The organism is Streptomyces sp. NPDC039609 (genome assembly GCF_055596705.1).
This window is the reverse complement of the sequence record NZ_JBVIUJ010000002.1, coordinates 30,000-47,744: the sequence shown is the minus strand read 5'-3', so window position 1 is coordinate 47,744 and position 17,745 is coordinate 30,000. Positions and strand designations below refer to the sequence as shown.

The following is a 17,745-nucleotide window of genomic DNA, read 5'->3' as shown; positions in this document are numbered from 1 at the left end:
GCCGGTCGTCGGGTTGCCACCGTCCTGACCGCCGGTCGTCGGGTTGCCACCGTCCTGGCCACCGGTCGTCGGGTTGCCACCGTCCTGGCCACCGTCGACTCCACCGAGAGGGTCGGTGCCGCCGTCGTCGCCGGTGGTGACATCGGCCTGGATCTCGACGGTGCCGTCGTTCACCTCGGCACCGAAGGACACGCCCACGGCCGAAGCGGCACCCGCCGCAGTGAGCGACGCACCGGCGGCGATCACCGCGCCGGCCGCTATGCGCGCTACGCGGATCCGCGTCTTCTTCGTCATCTGGCTGCTACCCCCAGTAGCTCATCTCGTCATTGGAGCAGCGCTCGGGGGCCTCGGGCAGCGGGAGTTGGTGTAGCACTCAACCGGCCCCCGTTCACACACGCCCCAGAGATACGCATGCCATCGGTCACCCTCCCGAGTTTCCGCATACGCGTCAAGGACGTTGCGCGTGCGATGCCCGAAAGATCACCAGTTGCCCGCCATGCAGGGATACAACTGTGACGTAAACGCTGAACTTCGGGCCCCGCCGCGCCAGTTCCCTTGTCGACAAATCGTCAGGAGGGTCAACTTTCCCCTTGCGCCCGCGAATCCTTCCACCGGCCGTCCTACGCCAAAACGCGGGGCCGCTCGCCACGATCCACCACGCCATCTCGCTCCAGCGAGCCGGTCGAACCCGTCCCGTCGCATCTGTGCGCTGGGAGACCGCCGACACGAAACATTGCATACACGAACCCGGCACATGGACTACCTTTGGTACATGTCCATGAAGCGAACCAACGTCTATGCCGACCCGGAAGACCTCGCCATCATCAAGGAAGCGGCCAAGCGTCGCGGCATAAGCGAGGCCGAGATCATCCGGCAGGGCATCCACCTCGCCGCCATGGCCAACCGCGTCTGGGACGAGCCCCTCTTCTCGCGGACATTCGAGGGCTCCGGTCGCACCCCGTCCGGGGAGGACGTCCGTGATGCGGTCGCGGACGCGGTTCGACGGGAGACGGGCAGCGCCGCGTGATCATCGTCGTGGCCGACACCTCTGGTCTGATCGCCGCCCTCGATTCCGCCCACCCCGAACATCACGCCGCGAACGAAGCGATCATGGCTGCGGGACTGCTCATCATGTCCCCACTTCTGCTGGCCGAGATCGACCACGTCGCCACCCGCGAACTCGGGCGTGAGGCGGCAGTCAGCGCCGTGGACGACCTCCGGCACTGGATGCGGCGTGGCCGGATCTCCGTCCCGGAGATCACCGAGACCCACCTGGGCGCTGCCCAGTCCGTACGGGCGCGCCACTCGGGGCTCGACCTCCACCTCGCCGACGCGGTCAACGTGGCGCTTGCCGCCGATTACGACACCGACGCGATCCTCACCCTGGACCGTCGCGACTTCCGCGCCGTGCGTCCTCTCGGACGTCACAAAGCGTTCCGGGTCCTCCCGGACGATCTTCCCCTGTGACAAGAACACCGGGCCCCTCGCACGTGTACGTACGAAGAACCCGGCGTCGTAGACCGTGAACGAACGGGAGTCCGTTACTTCTCCTGCTGCTTCCGCCAGCGGATGCCCGCCTCCAGGAAGCCGTCGATCTCGCCGTCCAGGACCGACTGGGGGTTTCCGACCTCGAAGTCCGTCCGGAGGTCCTTGACCATCTGGTACGGGTGGAGGACGTACGAGCGCATCTGGTTGCCCCAGGAGCTGCCGCCGTCGCCCTTCAGGGCGTCCATCTTGGCGCGCTCCTCCTGGCGCTGGCGCTCGAGGAGCTTGGCCTGGAGGACGTTCATGGCGCTCGCCTTGTTCTGGATCTGCGAGCGCTCGTTCTGGCAGGAGACCACGATGCCGGTCGGGATGTGCGTGATGCGCACCGCCGAGTCGGTCGTGTTGACGCCCTGGCCTCCCGGGCCCGACGCGCGGTAGACGTCCACGCGCAGCTCGGACTCGTCGATCTCCACGTGGTCGGACGACTCCACGACCGGGAGGATCTCGACGCCCGCGAACGAGGTCTGGCGGCGGCCCTGGTTGTCGAAGGGCGAGATGCGGACCAGACGGTGCGTGCCCTGCTCGACCGAGAGCGTGCCGTAGGCGTACGGCGCCTTGACCACGAAGGTGGTCGACTTGATGCCGGCCTCTTCCGCGTACGAGGTCTCGTAGATCTCCGTGCCGTAGCCGTGGCGCTCGGCCCAGCGCAGGTACATGCGCTGGAGCTGCTCGGCGAAGTCGGCGGCGTCGACACCGCCCGCCTCGGCGCGGATGTTGACCAGCGCCTCGCGCTCGTCGTACTCGCCGGAGAGCAGGGTGCGGACTTCCATCTCGTCCAGCGCCTTGCGGACGGAGACGAGCTCCGTCTCCGCCTCGACGCGGGTGTCCGGGTCGTCCATCTCCTCGGCGAGCTCGAAGAGCACCGCCAGGTCGTCGATCCGGCCGCGCAGGGCCTCGGCCTTGCGGACCTCGGCCTGGAGGTGCGAAAGCTTGCTGGTGATCTTCTGCGCCGCCTCCGGGTCGTCCCAGAGGGACGGGGCCGCGGCCTGCTCTTCGAGCACGGCGATGTCGGCCCTCAGCGTTTCGAGGTCCAGGACGGCCTCGATCGACCCCATGGTCGAGGAGAGGGACTTCAGCTCTTCGGATACATCGACGACTGCCACGCGTCCAGCGTAACGGCTCGTGGCAAGCGACCGGACCCGCCCGCCCGCGCCCTGACGCTGAGGGGAGGTCGCCCTACGGCTGCGTGGACGTCTTGGAGTCCTGCGGCGGTACGTCGGAGTCCTCGGCGGTCGCCAGGTAGCCGCCCGCCCCCACGGCGCCCAGGAGCACGACCGCCACGATCGAGAGCGTGATGCGGCGCTTGCGGACCGCCTCTGCCTTGTGGCGGGCCGAGCCGGGTCTCCTGGCCCCGGACGGGCGGGGGGCCCGAGCGGTGCCCAGGGGGCCGCCGGCCAGCTCGTCGGGTGCGGGGACGCGCATGGAGGTGTGGGTGTCCCGGTTGGAGTCGGGCGAGGCGCCGGGGACCAGTGGGACGGCGGCCCGGCGCGGCGCGCCGTCGCCCGAAGCCGAGCCGGAGCCGCGCCCGGAGCCGGCGCCCTGGCCGGAACGGGTCGCGTAGGACTCGTCCTCGTACCCCTCCGCCGGCTGTTCGGCGTCGTCCGGCTCGTCGACGTCGAGCGGCGGCAGCCCGGCGAGGAGCGGCAGGCACTCCCGGAGCCGGCTGGCCAGCTCCGAGGCGCGCAGCCGCGAGGCCGGGGCCTTGGCCAGGCACTGGACGATCAGCTGCCACAGCTCCTCGGGGATGCCCGGCAGCGGGACGACCGTCTCCGTGACGTGGCGGCGCAGCACGGCGCCCGGGTGGCCGCCGCCGAAGGGCGTGAAGCCGGCCAGGAGCTCGTACAGGACGGTCGCGAGGGCGTAGATGTCGACGGCCGCTCGCGGCGGCAGGCCCTCGACGATCTCGGGGGCCAGGTAGTCCGGAGTGCCGATGATCCGGGTCGCCTTGGTGCGGCCCGGGGTGTCGATGAGCTTGGCGACACCGAAGTCGGTGAGGAGCGCCGGGTGGGCCCCGCCGGGGCCGAGCGGGCCCTCCATGTCGAGCAGGATGTTCTCCGGCTTGACGTCGCGGTGGACGACTCCGGCGGCGTGCGCGGCGGCGAGCCCGTCCGCGACGTCGGCGATGATCGCGACGGCCGCCTCGGGGGCGAGCCTGCGCTCCCGGTCGAGGCGGGTGCGCAGGTCGGTGCCGCGGACCAGGTCCATGACGAGCGCGAGGTCGTTGCCGTCGACGACGAGGTCGCGGACGGCGACCACCCGGGGGTGGTCGAGACCGAGCAGGGCGGTGCGCTCCTGGACGAAGCGTCCGACGAGCTCCTGGTCCGAGGCCAGGTCCTCGCGCAGCAGCTTGATGGCGACGGGGCCCTCGGGGCCCTCGCCGAGCCACACCGTGCCGGCGCTGCCCCGACCGAGGATCTGGTGGGCCGTGTAGCGGCTGCCGATATTCCGTGCCAAGACTGCTCCCTCAGCGGCTGGCGGTCGCGACAAAGTTACGCGTCCACAGCCGCTGGTCGTCACTTCCGAGGGGAAATCACCCCTCGGAAGTCGATAAATCGGCAGTACTACTGCCCCGTACCGCCGGTAGTAGTACCACTCTCGGTGCCGCCGAGCTCGGAGACCCATGTGGAGACGGACGAGATCATGTCGCCGATGGCCTCCCAGTAGCCCTTGCCCTGGGCCACCCAGTCCTGGAGCGGGGTCAGCTCCCAGATGAGCCAGCCCGCGACGACGAAGAGCACGATCGTGAAGAGGCAGCCCTTCAGACAGCCCAGACCCGGGATCCGCATCGGGTTGGAGCTGCGCTGACGCGGCGGACGCGGCTCACGCGGGGCCGGAGGCTGGGACTGGGGCGGCGGCTGCGGGGGCGCGTACTGCTGCTGCTGGGGCTGCGGCGCGTACTGCTGCTGCGGCTGCGGGGCGTACTGCTGGCGCTGCGGGGGCCGCGGGGGCTGCTGCTGGTACGGCTGCGGCTGCTGCCCGTAAGGCTGCTGAGGCTGCTGCCCGTACGGCCGCTGGTCCTGCGGCTGGTGCTGCGGCGGCTGCGGCTGGCGCTGCGGACGGCGGCGCAGCGGGTCCTGGCTCGGGTCCAGGTACTGCACCTGCGTCTGCTCGTTGCGGTCGCGGGCCGCGCGCAGCTGGTTCTGCCAGGGGTGCGCGTCCTCGGGGCCGCCCTGCGGAGGCTGCGACGGTACGGGAGGCATGACCGAGGTCGGGTCGGCGCCGCCGCCCGGGCCACTGGTCGGCATGACGCTGGTCGCCGCGGCGGGGTCGAAACGGTCACCCGCTCCGCTGGGCAGCACCTGGGTCGGATCGGCGGCCCCGGGGGTCTCCGGGACCGGCGCCGGCGCCGGGTCGGGGGCGAGCAGCGCCCCGACGCCGTCGGCCGCCTCGATCTGGGCGGGGGTGGAGTGCACGCCGATGCCCGCGGCGACCGCGCGCAGTCCGCGGGCCAGGTTCTCGGCGCTGGGCCGGAAGTCCGGGTTCTTGCTGAGGCAGCGCTCTATGACCGTCCACAGCGGGCCGGGCACGGTCGAGGGACGGCGCGGCTCCTCGCTGAGGTGCCGGTGCAGGACCTCCAGAGCCGAGCCGCCGGCGAAAGGCGGCCGGCCGGTGACCAGCTCGTAGAGCAGGATGCCCGCGCCGTAGATGTCGACCGCGGAGGTCTGGGGGCGGCCTTCGGCGGACTCCGGCGCGACGTACGCGGGCGTGCCGACGAATTCGTGCGTACGGGTCAGGCCCGGGGAGTCCGCGAGGCGCGCGATGCCGAAGTCCGTGAGCATCGGGTGCATCTGGCCACCCTGCTCGGCGAGCAGGACGTTGGCGGGCTTGAGGTCCCGGTGGACGACGCCGTCGGCGTGGCTGGCGGCGAGCGCGTCGGCGATCTGCGCGGTGAGCAGAGCTGCGGCGACCGGGGTGAGCGGGCCGTTGTCCCGGATGTAGCGGTGCAGGTCCGGGCCCTCGACGAGGTCCATGACCAGGGCGAGGACATCACCCTCGACGACCAGGTCGCGGGTGCGCACGATGTTCGGGTGGGTGAGCCGGAGGAGCACGGACCGCTCGCGCAGGAAGCGCATCACGATGTCCGCGTCGTTGGCCAGCTCCTCCTTGAGGACCTTGATAGCCACGGTCTCGCCGGGCTGGCCCTGTACGGCCGCCTCGGCGCCCGCCGCCTCACGCTGGCGGGCTCGCCAGACGGTGCCCGTGGCGCCGCGTCCGAGCGGCTCCTCGAGCAGGTACTTGCTGCCGATTGGCCGCACGTCACGCGCTCCCTGCTGATCGTGGTCCTGGGGCCCCGGGGTCCCTGTCATCCGTTGTGACATCTGTTGTGACCCGTCCGGGTGTCCGACCCACTTTAGTGCCGCCGAACGAGTCGACGGTCGAACGCGAGGCGGCTGATTCCGGGTGCCGACTTGTCCGAAAAGAAGACGCGTTTGTCGCACCGGTGGTTGCCGGGGCCGTCGTAAGGCGTACCCAACCAGGCACTTTTACGTCCACAGCCGACCATTCAAGATCACTTGGAGGCGACCCGCGGGCGGGTTGTCAGTGGCAGGTGCGAGGATGCACACAGCACGTCGCATCGAGGGGTCGGGAGCCCCCGCGCCGTGCCGACCTGTACCGGACGACGCGTCCGTGCCGGGTGGGGGGAGACACAGGGCGTTCCCCTGCCGGGCATCACGCGGAAGGGACCGCTGACGGCGATGCAGATCCGGCTGACCGTCCTCGCGCCGCACGCCGGCCACGGCGCGGGGCGCGCGTGCGACGTGCTCGTCACGGCCCCGGCGGGGACGGCGCTGGCAGCCGTGGCCTCCGGTCTGGCCGCGGCCGTCTCCGGCCCGGACACCTCCACCTCGGGCACGACCGTGCTCTACGCGGGCGGCGAGCGGCTCGACACGCGGCGCTGTGCGCTCGGCGAGCCCCCGCTCGTCGACGGCGCGGTCCTCACACTCCAGGTCCCCGGCGAGGACGACCGCCTCGGCGAGGGCGCCCCGGCCCGGCTCCACGTGGTCGCGGGGCCGGACGCGGGCGGGGTGCATCTGCTGCACGGCGGCCCGATCAGGATCGGCCGCTCCCTGGACGCGGACGTCCCGCTCGACGACCCGGACGTCTCCCGGGTGCACTGCACGGTGACCGTCGGGGCCGACGGCCGGGTCACGGTCGCGGACCTCGGCTCCACGAACGGCACGACGCTGGACGGCACGACGGTCGGCGACCGCCCCGTCCGCCTGCTGCCCGGGGCCCTGCTGCGCCTCGGCGAGTCCGCCCTGCGGCTCGCGGGACCGGGCGGCTCCGGCACGGACTCCCTGCCGACGACCCCGGACGGCGAGGGGCACCTCCGAGTGGACCCGTACGGCGCGGGACGGGACGGGACGGGGGCGGAACCGGGCACGGACGGCGATGCCGCCCTCGGCGGATCCGGGCTGCCCGGCGCGGGCCAGGGGGGCGGCGCTCACGGGCACCCGCAGGCGCGTGACACCTGGTCGCACGCCTCCGTGTCCCAGGACGCGACCCATGGCGGCGCCCCGTCCTCCCCCACGCACGCGCGCGCCGAAGAGCCCCGGGACGACGAGGGCTCCGGCGAGGGGCACAGCAGGACCCGGCAGACCCCGCGCCCGGCGTCGCCGTCGCGTGGCAAGCGCGGTATCGGGGCCTGGGCCCGACGGCTCACCGGCCCCCGCGAGGACCTGCCGGTCCCCGGGGCCGAGGCCGGCACGAAGGACGGTGCCCCGTCCGGTGCTGACCGGGCCGGGGATCACCCGCAGGCCGCCGAGACCTGGCCCGACCCGGCCGCCGTGCTGCTCACCGCGCTCGGGCCCGGCCCGCGGCTCTGGGAGCGGGGCCCGGATCATCCGGAGTCCCTCGTCGTCCGACTCGGCACGACCGACCGGGCCGAGCTGTCCGGGGTGCCCGTCACCGTCGGGCTCCGCGAGGCCGGATCGCTCGGGCTCGCCGGGCCCGGCAAGCGGCTGGCCGGGCTCGCCCGCTCCGTGGTGGCCCAGCTGACCGCCCTGCACTCCCCCTCCGACCTCGAGATCGTGCTGATCAGCGCGGACCGGAACCGCCCCCTGGAGGAGCGGCGCCGCGCCTGGGGCTGGCTCGGCTGGCTCCCGCATCTGCGCCCGGCGCACGGCCAGGACTGCCGGCTCCTCCTCGCGTACGACCGCGATCAGGCTCATGCCCGTACCGCCGAACTCACCCGCAGGCTGGACGACGGACCTCTCGGGCCCGGCTGGCCGAGCGCCGACCGGGCGACCGTCGCCGAGGCCGCGGCCCGTTACGAAGGTCCGGCCACGGTCGTGATCGTGGACGGCGACCCCGGTTCGGCGGCGCTGCGCGAGACCACGGCCCGGCTCGCCGGCGCGGGGGCGGCGGCGGGGATCCATCTGCTCTGCCTGGCCGAGGCGCCGGCCGCCTCGCCAGTCTCCCCGGTCGCCGCGACCTACGAGACCGCCTGCGCGGCCTCGCTCGCCTTCCGCGAGTGCGGGGCCGTGGCGCTGCTGAGCGGCGATGTGGCGACGGCCCTGCGGCTGCTGCGTACGGCGGGAGGCCGGGCCGCGGGCCACGGGACCGTCGGCGTGGTGGACGCGGTCTCGGTCGCCTGGGCCGAACGCTTCGGGCGTGCGGTGGCACCCCTGCGCACCGACGCCCCCGCCGCACACGGGCGGACGGCGGCGGCCGCGCTGCCCCGGTCCGCCCGGCTGCTCGACGAGCTCGGTCTCGCCCGGGCCACGCCCGCCTCGCTCATGGCCCGCTGGGCCGCCGCCGGGGAGGGGACCGCCGTCCTGGGCGCCGGGCCGCGCGGGCCGGTGTCGGTGGACCTGACCGAGGAAGGCCCACACCTGCTGATCGAGGGGCCCGCGGGCAGCGGACGCACGGAGCTGCTGCGCTCCATCGCCGCCTCGCTGGCGGCCGGCGGACGGCCCGACCGGCTGGGCCTGCTGCTCGTCGACGGCGCGGGAGGCGAGCGCGGCGAGGGCCTGGCGGCGTGTACGGAGCTGCCGCACGTCACCGAGCATCTGGTCGCCTCGGACCCGGTCCGGATGCGGGAGTTCGCCCAGGCGCTGGGCGCCGAGCTGAAGCGCCGCGCGGAGATCCTCGGCGACGGTCACTTCTCCGACCGCCGGGCGACGGGGCGCCTGATCGGCCAGCGCTCCCCGAGTGCGGCGGAATCGGTGTCCCCGGCCGCCCGGGCCACGGCCCGCGTGGAGGACGCACCGAGCGGCCGCACACTCCGTACAGGAGAAGGCCCCGTAGGCGCCCGGCCCGGCCCGGGCGCGAACGACCTCACGTACCACCCGAGCGGTCGGACAGCCCGCACCGGCGACGGCACGCTCGGCGACCGGCCCAGCGGGCGGACGCCGCGCAGCGGTGACCACCCCGGCGTGCCCGAACCGCGCACCGGTGGCGACGATTTGGGTGACCGTCCGAGCGGCAGGCTGCCGCGCCGCGGCGACGGCGACATCTCCGACCGTCCCAGCGGACGGGTTTCTCGGCCCGGCGCCGAGGACCTGACGTACCGGCCCAGCGGCCGAACCGCCCACCCGGGCGCGGACGACCTCCAGGCCCGCCCCAGCGGACGCACCGCCCGCTCGGGCGCCGACGACCTCACGTACCACCCCGGCAACCGCACCACCCGGACCGGCGACGGCACACTCGGTGACCGGCCCAGCGGCCGTATCAGCCGCCCCGCCGACGCCGACCTCGTGGACCGGGGGTCGGCCCGCGTCCCGCGGCCCGGCGGGGAGCCGGACCCGTACGGCGGCGCGGATTCGCGTGTGCGGGCCGAAGCGGCCGGGAGCACCGCCCATCGGGCCGAAGCGGCCGGAAGCACCGGCCCCCGGCCCGAGGCCGCCGGCGCGGTCGGCCACACGGTCGGCACCATCCACCTCCCCCGCCTCGTCGTCCTCGTCGACGACTTCGACGCGCTCGTCGCGCCCGCGCTCGGGTCGCCCGGGCGGCCTGCCGCCGGGTCCGTCGTGCGGGCCCTCGAGGCCGTGGCGCGGTCCGGGGAGCGGCTCGGCGTGCATCTGGTCGTGACCTCGGCACGGCCGGACCGTACGGCGGACACCGAACTGGCCCACGGCGCCCGGCTGCGAGTCGTGCTCGACCCGGCCCCCGTCGCCACCGGCCCCGACGAGCCCGCGCCCGGCCGGGGGCGGCTCGGGCACCCGGGCGGCCGAGTGACCCCGTTCCAGTCCGGGCGGGTCACCGGCCGCATCCCCCGCACGGCGACCCTCCGGCCGACCGTCGTCCCGCTGGAGTGGGAGCGGATGGGCGACCCGCCCACCCGCCGACCGGTCCGTGAGCTGGGCAACGGCCCCACCGATCTGGCGCTTCTCGCGAGCGCGCTCGACCGCGCCGCCCGCTCGGTCGACGCCTCGCCCGTACCGCCCCTCACGCCCGCGACGCGCACCTGACAAGACGTCACGAGCCCATCACGATCCCCCGGTTGACACGCAAGGCGGTATTGCGGGCCCCGAGCCCCCGGCGTAGACCTGAGCGCACGGGACGAGCACGCGCACAGGAGAGACGGGGCATTCATGCGCACAACTCTTCGTACACGCAGGGCCGCAAGGACCGTCGCCACGGTCACCGCACTCACCCTCGGGCTCGCCCTCGCCGGCTGCGGCGACGGTGACAGCGGCGGTGGCGGCAAGAAGGACCCCGGCCAACCGGCCCCCTCCGGCAGCTCCGTGACCCTGCCCTCCCTCAAGGGCGAGAAGATCGAGGTCGCGGCCGTCTGGACCGGCCCCGAGCAGGAGAACTTCACCAAGGTCCTGAAGGAGTTCGAGAAGCGCACCGGCGCCACCGTCACCTTCGTGCCCGCGCAGGACCCGATCGTGAACTTCCTCGGCACGAAGATCGCCGGCGGTTCCCCGCCCGACGTGGCGATGCTCCCGCAGGTCGGCGCGATCCAGCAGGCCGCCGCCCAGAAGTGGCTCAAGCCGGTCGGCCCCGAGACCGAGGCGCAGCTCGTCAAGAACTACTCGCAGGGCTGGCGGGATCTCGGCGCCGTCGACGGCACGCAGTACGGCGTGTACTTCAAGGCCGCCAACAAGTCCCTGATCTGGTACAACAACGCCGCCTTCGAGAACGCGGGCGCCACCGAGCCCAAGACCTGGAAGGAGTTCCTGGCCACCGCCGAGACCATCTCGGCCTCCGGCGTCACCCCGGTCTCCGTCGGCGGCGCGGACGGCTGGACCCTGACCGACTGGTTCGAGAACATCTACCTCTCCCAGGCGGGCCCGACCAAGTACGACCAGCTGGCCAAGCACGAGATCAAGTGGACGGACCCGTCCGTCAAGCAGGCGCTCACGACCCTCGCCGAGCTGTTCGGCAAGCCGAATCTGATCGCCGGCGGCGCGGACGGCGCGCTGCAGACGGAGTTCCCCGTCTCGGTCACCCAGACCTTCACGGGCGGCGATCAGCCCAAGGGCGCGATGGTCTTCGAGGGCGACTTCGCCGCCGTCAACATCGCGCAGACCAGCGCGAAGATCGGTACGGACGCCAAGGTCTTCCCGTTCCCCGCGGTGGGCGCGACCTCCCCGGTGGTCACCGGCGGCGACGCGGCGGTGGCCCTGAAGGACACGAAGGGCGCCCAGGCGCTGCTGACCTTCCTCGCCTCCCCTGACGCGGCCGCGATCTGGGCGGGCGCCGGCGGCTTCCTCTCCCCCAACAAGAACCTGAACCTGTCTGCGTACCCCAACGACGTCCAGCGCGAGATCGCCAAGGCGATGCTGGAGGCCGGCGACGACTTCCGCTTCGACATGTCGGACCAGATGCCGCAGTCCTTCGGCGGCACGCCCGGCAAGGGCGAGTGGAAGGCGCTCCAGGACTTCCTGAAGAACCCGAAGGACATCGCGGGGACCCAGGCGAGGCTGGAGGCCGACGCGGCGAAGGCGTACAAGGGCTGACGCCATGGCGTCCGCCTCCAAGGTCACCGGCACGCGCGGGTCCGTCGCGGTGGGGTTCCTCCTCCCCGCTCTGGTCCTGCTCGGTGCGCTCGTGGTCTACCCGATCGGGTACTCCGTCTACCGCTCCTTCTTCGACTCGTCCGGGGACTCCTTCGCCGGACTCGACAACTACGTCGAGCTCTTCACCGACGACACGATCCTCACCGCCGTCAAGAACAACGCGATCTGGGTGGTCCTCGCCCCGACCGTCGCCACCGCGCTCGGCCTGATCTTCGCGGTGCTGACCGAACGGATCCGGTGGGGCACGGCGTTCAAGCTGATCGTCTTCATGCCGATGGCGATCTCGATGCTGGCCGCCGGGATCATCTTCCGGCTCGTCTACGAGCAGGATCCGGACCGCGGGGTCGCGAACGCCGTCTGGGTCGGCGTCCACGACACGTTCGCCGAGTCGTCCGTCTTCCCGCGGGCGCGCCCGCTGCCCGTCCATCCGCTCGAGGCGGCGGGTGGCGGCGCGTACATCACCAAGAGCCCGGTCCGTACGGGTGAGATCGCGCGGCTTCCGCTGATCGGAGTCGCGCCGGCCCAGATGCCGAAGGACGCCCGTCCGGCGCTCGAACCGACCCCGCGGGACGGCCGGATCACCGGCACCGCCTGGCTGGACTTCACCCGGGGTGGCGGCGGGAAGCCGAACGTCGTCGACGCGAAGGAGCTCGGTCTGAAGGGGCTGCGCGTGGAGGCGGTGAAGGACGGGAAGGTCGTCGCGTCCACGACGGTCGCCGCCGACGGCACGTTCGGCCTCCCGGCCGCCGCCGACGGATCCCTGCTGCGGCTGCCCGCGAGCAACTTCCGCGAGCAGTACAACGGGGTGGAGTGGCTGGGCCCCTCGCTCGTCACACCCGCCGTCATCGGCAGCTATGTGTGGATGTGGGCCGGGTTCGCGATGGTCCTGATCGCGGCCGGTCTGGCGAGCGTGCCCCGTGAGCTCCTGGAAGCGGCCCGGGTCGACGGTGCGAACGAATGGCAGGTGTTCCGCCGGATCACCGTCCCGCTCCTCGCTCCGGTCCTGGCCGTCGTTCTGGTCACGCTGATGATCAACGTGCTGAAGGTCTTCGACCTTGTCTTCATCATCGCGCCGGGTTCGGCCCAGGACGACGCGAACGTGCTGGCGCTCCAGCTGTACCGGTCGTCCTTCGGTACGGACGCGGATCTCGGGGTCGGCTCGGCCATCGCCGTCCTGCTGCTGCTTCTGGTGATCCCGGTGATGGCGTTCAACATCCGCCGGATGCGAAGGGAGGCCCGCCGATGAGCAGTCCCGCCGCACGGAAGAGTCCGGCCGCACAGAAGGTTCCGGCTGCGCGGAAGGGTACGGCCGCGGGGAAGGGTACGGCCGCGGGGGGAGGTCCCACTGCCCGGAGGAGTCCGGCCGCGCGGCTCGCCGCGCGTGCCGCCGGCGGGGGAATGCGGATCTTCCTCGTCCTCGTCGGCCTGTTCTGGCTGATGCCGGCGGTCGGGCTGCTGCTGTCCTCGCTCCGCTCGCCCTCCGACATCAGCGAGAGCGGCTGGTGGCAGGTCTTCGCCTCCCCCGCCCAGCTGACGGTGGAGAACTACTCCGCGCTCCTGGCCAACGACACGATCACGGGTTCGCTCGTGTCCACGGTCCTGATCACCGTCCCGGCGACCGTCCTGGTCGTCGTCATCGGTTCGCTCGCCGGTTACGCCTTCGCCTGGCTGGACTTCCCCGGCCGCGACTGGTGGTTCCTGGTGGTCGTGGGGCTTCTGGTGGTCCCGGTGCAGGTGGCGCTCGTCCCCGTGTCGAAGCTCTTCGGCACGATCGGCATCTTCGAGACGACGCTCGGGGTCGTCCTCTTCCACACGGCCTTCGGACTGCCCTTCGCGATCTTCCTGCTGCGGAACTTCTTCGCCGAGATCCCCAGGGAGCTGTTGGAGGCGGCGCGCCTCGACGGGGCCGGCGAGATCCGGCTCTTCACCCGGGTCGTCATGCCGCTGGGCGGCCCGGCGATCGCCTCGCTCGGCATCTTCCAGTTCCTGTGGGTCTGGAACGACATGCTGGTCGCGCTGATCTTCGCGGACTCCGAGTCCCCGCCGATCACCGTGGCGCTGCAGCAGCAGGTCCGGCAGTTCGGGAACAACATCGACGTACTGGCGCCGGGCGCGTTCGTGTCGATGGTGATTCCGCTGGCCGTGTTCTTCGCGTTCCAGCGGCAGTTCGTCTCGGGCGTGATGGCGGGCGCGGTGAAGTAGTCCCGGACCGGACGTCGGTGAAGCAGTCCATGACCGGGCTTTACGGGTACGAGGGCCGGCCCCCGCCCTCGTACCCGTAACGCCCTGCACCCTCCGCCTTCACGTCGGGCGCGCACCGTCCGCGCTCATGCCTTGAGCGCCGCCACCGCCGAGCGGGCGAGGTCGTCCAGGTACCCCTTCGGCAGTTCGCCTCGGACCACCACGAGCCGCCAGTAGAGCGGCCCCACGACCACGTCGAGGGCGCGGTCCGGGTCCGCCCCCTCGGGCAGTTCGCCGCGCCCCACTGCCTCGCGCACGATCTGCGCGACGACCCCTTGCTGGCTGTCGAGCAGGGCCGCTTTGATCGCCTGGGCGATCTCCGGCTGCCGGGCGGCCTCCACCAGAAGGTCCGGGATGACCTGCGAGGCCACGGGGTGGCGCAGGGCGTGCGAGGCGACTTCGAGGAGCGCGCGCACGTCACCGATGAGCGAGCCGGTCGACGGCGCCGGAAGCCCCTGCGTGGCGAAGGCGCCGACGAGGTCCAGGACGAGGGAGAGCTTCGACTTCCAGCGGCGGTAGACGGCGGTCTTGCCGACGCCCGCGCGCCGTGCGATGCCCTCGATGGACATGCGGGCGAATCCGACGGCGGCCAGCTCCTCGAAGACGGCCATGCGAATGGCCTCCGTGACGTCCTCACGGAGCACGGCGGCTCCCGCGGGGGCGCGGCGAGGGGTTCCGGAGGGAGTCGTCATGAACGGGATCCTAACCAACGGCGAACGACCACGTCACGACGATACGGTTGCGTTGCGACGCCATGGCGGCCTACTCTCCCCGTAGCGACGATACGGACCCGTTCCATCGCCAGCGATGCCCTGCACCCGCGTCGAAAGCGAGCTCGTGACCACCGGGACGCTCACGAAACCCAGCCCCCACGCCCCACAGGACCTGCGCGCGCTGGCCCTGCGCCACGGCCTGTCCGTCAGCGGAGCCCGCCCCACCCTTCCCGCGTACGTCCGGCAGCTCTGGTCGCGGCGCGATTTCATCGGGGCGTTCGCGACCGCCCGGCTCACCGCGCAGTACAGCCAGGCGAAGCTCGGCCAGGTCTGGCAGGTGGTGACCCCGCTGCTCAACGCGGCGGTGTACTACCTGATCTTCGGCGTCCTGATGAACGTCCAGCAGGGCATCCCGGACTACGTCCCGTTCCTGATCACGGGCATCTTCGTCTGGACCTTCACCTCGCAGTCGATCATGACCGGCACCCGGGCGATCAGCGGGAACCTCGGCCTCGTCCGCGCCCTGCACTTCCCCCGCGCGAGCCTCCCGCTCGCCCTCGCGCTCCAGCAGCTGCAGCAGCTGCTCCTCTCGCTCGGCGTGCTGGTCGCGATCCTGTTCTGCTTCGGCGAGTTCCCCCGCTGGAGCTGGCTCCTGGCCGTCCCCGCCCTGCTCCTCCAGGCGCTCTTCAACTCCGGGGTCGCGCTCGTCATGGCCCGACTGGCCGCCCGTACCCCTGACATCGCCCAGCTGATGCCGTTCCTGCTGCGGACATGGATGTACGTCTCCGGCGCCATGTGGTCCATCCAGCACCTGGCGGCGAGCGGCCGCCTCCCGGACGCGGCGATCGCGGTCCTCCAGGGCAATCCGGCGGCGGTCTACATCGACCTGATGCGCTTCGCGCTCATCGAGAGCTTCACCGCCGACCAGCTGCCACCGCACGTATGGGCGCTCGCCGCCGGCTGGGCACTGGTGGCCTTCGCCGGTGGATTCATCTACTTCTGGAAGGCAGAGGAGACCTACGGCCGTGGCTGAGCAGACCCTGACGCAGACCCCGACACCAACCCCCGCCCCGACACCGACCCCCGTCCCGGCCCCGACCCCCGAAGCCGCCCCGGCCCCGGAGCGCACCCCCACCGTCGTCGCCGACGGCGTCCACATCACCTACACCGTCAACGGCGCCCGTACCGGCAAGGGAAGCGCGACCGCCGCCCTCAGCCGGATCTTCTCCAGGCGCGCCACTCCGGGCGCCCGCAAGGTGCACGCGGTCAAGGGCGTCAGCTTCGTCGCGTACCGGGGCGAGGCAATTGGCCTGATCGGTTCGAACGGATCGGGCAAATCCACCCTCCTCAAGGCCGTGGCCGGTCTGCTGCCCGTCAACGAGGGCAGGATCTACACCCGCGGCCAGCCCTCCCTCCTCGGCGTCAACGCGGCCCTCATGAACGATCTGACCGGCGAGCGCAACGTGACCCTCGGCGGACTCGCGATGGGCATGACCCGCGCGGAGGTCGACGCCCGCTACGACGACATCGTGGACTTCTCCGGGATCAACGAGAAGGGCGACTTCATCTCGCTGCCCATGCGGACGTACTCCTCCGGCATGGGCGCCCGCCTCCGCTTCTCCATCGCGGCGGCGAAGAGCCATGACGTGCTGCTCATCGACGAGGCGCTCTCCACCGGCGACGCGAGGTTCCGCCGCCGCAGCCAGCAGCGCATCGACGAGCTGCGCGCCGAGGCGGGCACCGTCTTCCTCGTCTCCCACTCCAATTCCACGATCACCGAGACGTGCGACCGCGCGCTGTGGCTGGAGGCGGGCACCCTGCGGATGGACGGACCGGCCGAGGAGGTCGTGGCGGCGTACGAGGCGTTCACCAAGAAGGGCTGATAAAACACGGGCAAACCACCCAAACCCCAATAGAGTTCGGTTCGATGACGACGGACCGTAACCTCACTCCCGAGCCGGACCCCGAACGGGGCGACACACACACCTGTGCCGCCGCGCCGCCCGGCCTCACCGGCTCGCCCTTCGACTCGGACACCTTCACCTCGGCCACGTTCGTCAACGTCGGCCGGGGCTCCGTCCTCGCCCTCGCCGTCGTCTGGGTCGTCACCCGCGCCGGCATGGCGCTGCTCCTGCTGCGCGACACCCTGGGCGTGGGCGGTGTCGGCCGCGAGGTGCACGTCCTCTACCAGCACTGGTACCGGGAGTTCGCCCACGGCACCTTCCCGGTGAACGACATCACCTGGCAGTACCCGCCCGGCGCGGGTCTGGTGATCATGTCCCCCGGGGTGCTGCCCTGGCTCACGTACTTCCAGGCCTTCGTCGCCCTCACCCTCCTCGCCGACGCCGCGATCACCCTCGCCCTCGCCCGGGCCGACAGCGCCCGGGTCACGCACGGCTCCTGGATCTGGGTCGGCGGCCTCCCGCTGCTCCTGCACATCCCGCTGGCCCGGTACGACGTCCAGGTCACCGCCCTCGCCGTCCTCGCCCTGCTCGCGCTGAAGTCCCGACGGACCGTCGCGCACCGGTTCGGCGGAGCGCTCGCCGCGCTCGGCACGCTGGTGAAGGTGTGGCCGGTTCTCACTCTGATCGGAACGCCCCGGGGCCGTACCACCCGCGACGCCTGGACCGCCGCCGCCACCACCGCCGTGGCCCTCCTCGCCACCCTGGCCCTCCTCTTCTCGAACTCGCTCGGCTTCCTGCGCCCGCAAGGCAACCGTGGCGTCCAGATCGAGTCGCTGGGCGGCAGCGCGCTCGCGCTGGCCAGGGTGACGGGCGTGTGGCCGGGCACCGTCCGGTACCGCTACGGCGCCTTCGAGTACGTCGGCCCGTACGTCTCCAGCGTGGGCCGGCTCGCGCTGCTGCTGACGGTCCTCGCCTTCGTCTGGCTGGTGCTCTGGCGGCTCTGCGCCCGCGGCTGGACCGAGGCGACCCCGCTCGACGCGGCGCTCGCCGCCGTACTGCTCTTCACCGTCACCAGCCGGGTGATCAGCCCGCAGTACATGATCTGGCTGCTCGGTCTGAGCGCCGTCTGTCTGACCTCGCGGCGGACCGTGATGCGACCGGTGGCGCTGCTGCTCCTGCCGGCGGCCGCGCTCAGCTCCCTCGCGTACCCGGTGCTGTACGAGGACGTGCTGGCCGGCTCCTGGCCGGGCGTGGCCGTCCTGGGGGTCCGCAACGGGCTGCTGCTCGCGGCGGCCGTGCTGGCCGCGCGGCGCCTGTGGACCTCGACCGTCGACGTCCCCGTATGACGAGGGGCCCCGCCGGTACGGATAC

General features: G+C 72.4%; 13 protein-coding genes and 1 pseudogene. 9 read left to right on the top strand and 5 right to left on the bottom strand.

The genetic code is table 11. The features are described 5' to 3' along the window. A pseudogene (locus ACZ561_RS05675) lies at positions 1-294 on the bottom strand (hypothetical protein); the annotation flags it as partial. A gap of 478 nt (positions 295-772) precedes the next feature. On the opposite strand from ACZ561_RS05675, the gene ACZ561_RS05670 reads away from it, so the two are divergent. Then, on the top strand, positions 773-1,027 hold the full coding sequence (locus tag ACZ561_RS05670; protein ID WP_470990173.1) for a ribbon-helix-helix domain-containing protein: 255 nt from the start codon (positions 773-775) through the stop codon (positions 1,025-1,027). Beyond that, the gene (locus tag ACZ561_RS05665) at positions 1,024-1,467 is read left to right on the top strand and encodes a PIN domain-containing protein (protein WP_470990171.1); all 444 of its coding nucleotides are present in this window, start codon (positions 1,024-1,026) and stop codon (positions 1,465-1,467) included. Before ACZ561_RS05670 ends, ACZ561_RS05665 begins: the two co-directional genes overlap by 4 nt. A gap of 74 nt (positions 1,468-1,541) precedes the next feature. Here the strand turns inward: ACZ561_RS05665 and prfB are convergent, their stop codons facing one another. The 3 genes from prfB to ACZ561_RS05650 all read right to left on the bottom strand — a co-directional run bounded on the left by prfB (position 1,542) and on the right by ACZ561_RS05650 (position 5,801). Further along, positions 1,542-2,648, bottom strand: a complete 1,107-nt coding sequence (gene prfB, locus ACZ561_RS05660; protein WP_470990169.1) for a peptide chain release factor 2 — start codon at positions 2,646-2,648, stop codon at positions 1,542-1,544. Between the two features lie 73 nt (positions 2,649-2,721). Further along, positions 2,722-3,999 (bottom strand): serine/threonine-protein kinase, encoded by a 1,278-nt coding sequence (locus tag ACZ561_RS05655; protein WP_470990167.1) that lies wholly within the window; start codon positions 3,997-3,999, stop codon positions 2,722-2,724. Positions 4,000-4,106: 107 nt separating this feature from the next. Continuing rightward, positions 4,107-5,801 carry a serine/threonine-protein kinase gene (locus ACZ561_RS05650; protein WP_470990165.1) on the bottom strand — a complete coding sequence of 565 codons (1,695 nt, stop codon included), beginning with the start codon at positions 5,799-5,801 and terminating at the stop codon, positions 4,107-4,109. Between the two features lie 441 nt (positions 5,802-6,242). Here ACZ561_RS05650 and ACZ561_RS05645 point away from each other — a divergent pair, with 441 nt between their 5' ends. The 4 genes from ACZ561_RS05645 to ACZ561_RS05630 all read left to right on the top strand — a co-directional run bounded on the left by ACZ561_RS05645 (position 6,243) and on the right by ACZ561_RS05630 (position 13,718). Continuing rightward, positions 6,243-9,959, top strand: a complete 3,717-nt coding sequence (locus ACZ561_RS05645) for an FHA domain-containing protein (protein WP_470990163.1) — start codon at positions 6,243-6,245, stop codon at positions 9,957-9,959. Positions 9,960-10,082: 123 nt separating this feature from the next. Beyond that, positions 10,083-11,456: an ABC transporter substrate-binding protein gene (locus tag ACZ561_RS05640; protein WP_470990161.1), complete on the top strand. Its 1,374-nt coding sequence runs from the start codon at positions 10,083-10,085 to the stop codon at positions 11,454-11,456. Between the two features lie 4 nt (positions 11,457-11,460). Next, positions 11,461-12,762, top strand: coding sequence for a carbohydrate ABC transporter permease (locus ACZ561_RS05635; protein ID WP_470990159.1), 1,302 nt, complete (start codon positions 11,461-11,463; stop codon positions 12,760-12,762). A gap of 152 nt (positions 12,763-12,914) precedes the next feature. Beyond that, the gene (locus tag ACZ561_RS05630; protein WP_470990156.1) at positions 12,915-13,718 is read left to right on the top strand and encodes a carbohydrate ABC transporter permease; all 804 of its coding nucleotides are present in this window, start codon (positions 12,915-12,917) and stop codon (positions 13,716-13,718) included. A gap of 125 nt (positions 13,719-13,843) precedes the next feature. Here ACZ561_RS05630 and ACZ561_RS05625 read toward each other — a convergent pair whose 3' ends face one another. Beyond that, positions 13,844-14,449, bottom strand: coding sequence for a TetR/AcrR family transcriptional regulator (locus ACZ561_RS05625; protein ID WP_376440445.1), 606 nt, complete (start codon positions 14,447-14,449; stop codon positions 13,844-13,846). A 115-nt stretch (positions 14,450-14,564) separates the two neighbouring features. On the opposite strand from ACZ561_RS05625, the gene ACZ561_RS05620 reads away from it, so the two are divergent. From ACZ561_RS05620 to ACZ561_RS05610, 3 genes are all read left to right on the top strand, one after another. Then, entirely contained in the window at positions 14,565-15,503 is a 939-nt protein-coding gene (locus ACZ561_RS05620) for an ABC transporter permease (protein ID WP_376440442.1), read from the top strand. A 124-nt stretch (positions 15,504-15,627) separates the two neighbouring features. Further along, positions 15,628-16,353 carry an ABC transporter ATP-binding protein gene (locus tag ACZ561_RS05615; protein WP_470991287.1) on the top strand — a complete coding sequence of 242 codons (726 nt, stop codon included), beginning with the start codon at positions 15,628-15,630 and terminating at the stop codon, positions 16,351-16,353. 44 nt (positions 16,354-16,397) lie between these two features. Further along, positions 16,398-17,720, top strand: coding sequence for a glycosyltransferase family 87 protein (locus tag ACZ561_RS05610; RefSeq protein WP_470990153.1), 1,323 nt, complete (start codon positions 16,398-16,400; stop codon positions 17,718-17,720). Positions 17,721-17,745: the final 25 nt, after the last annotated feature.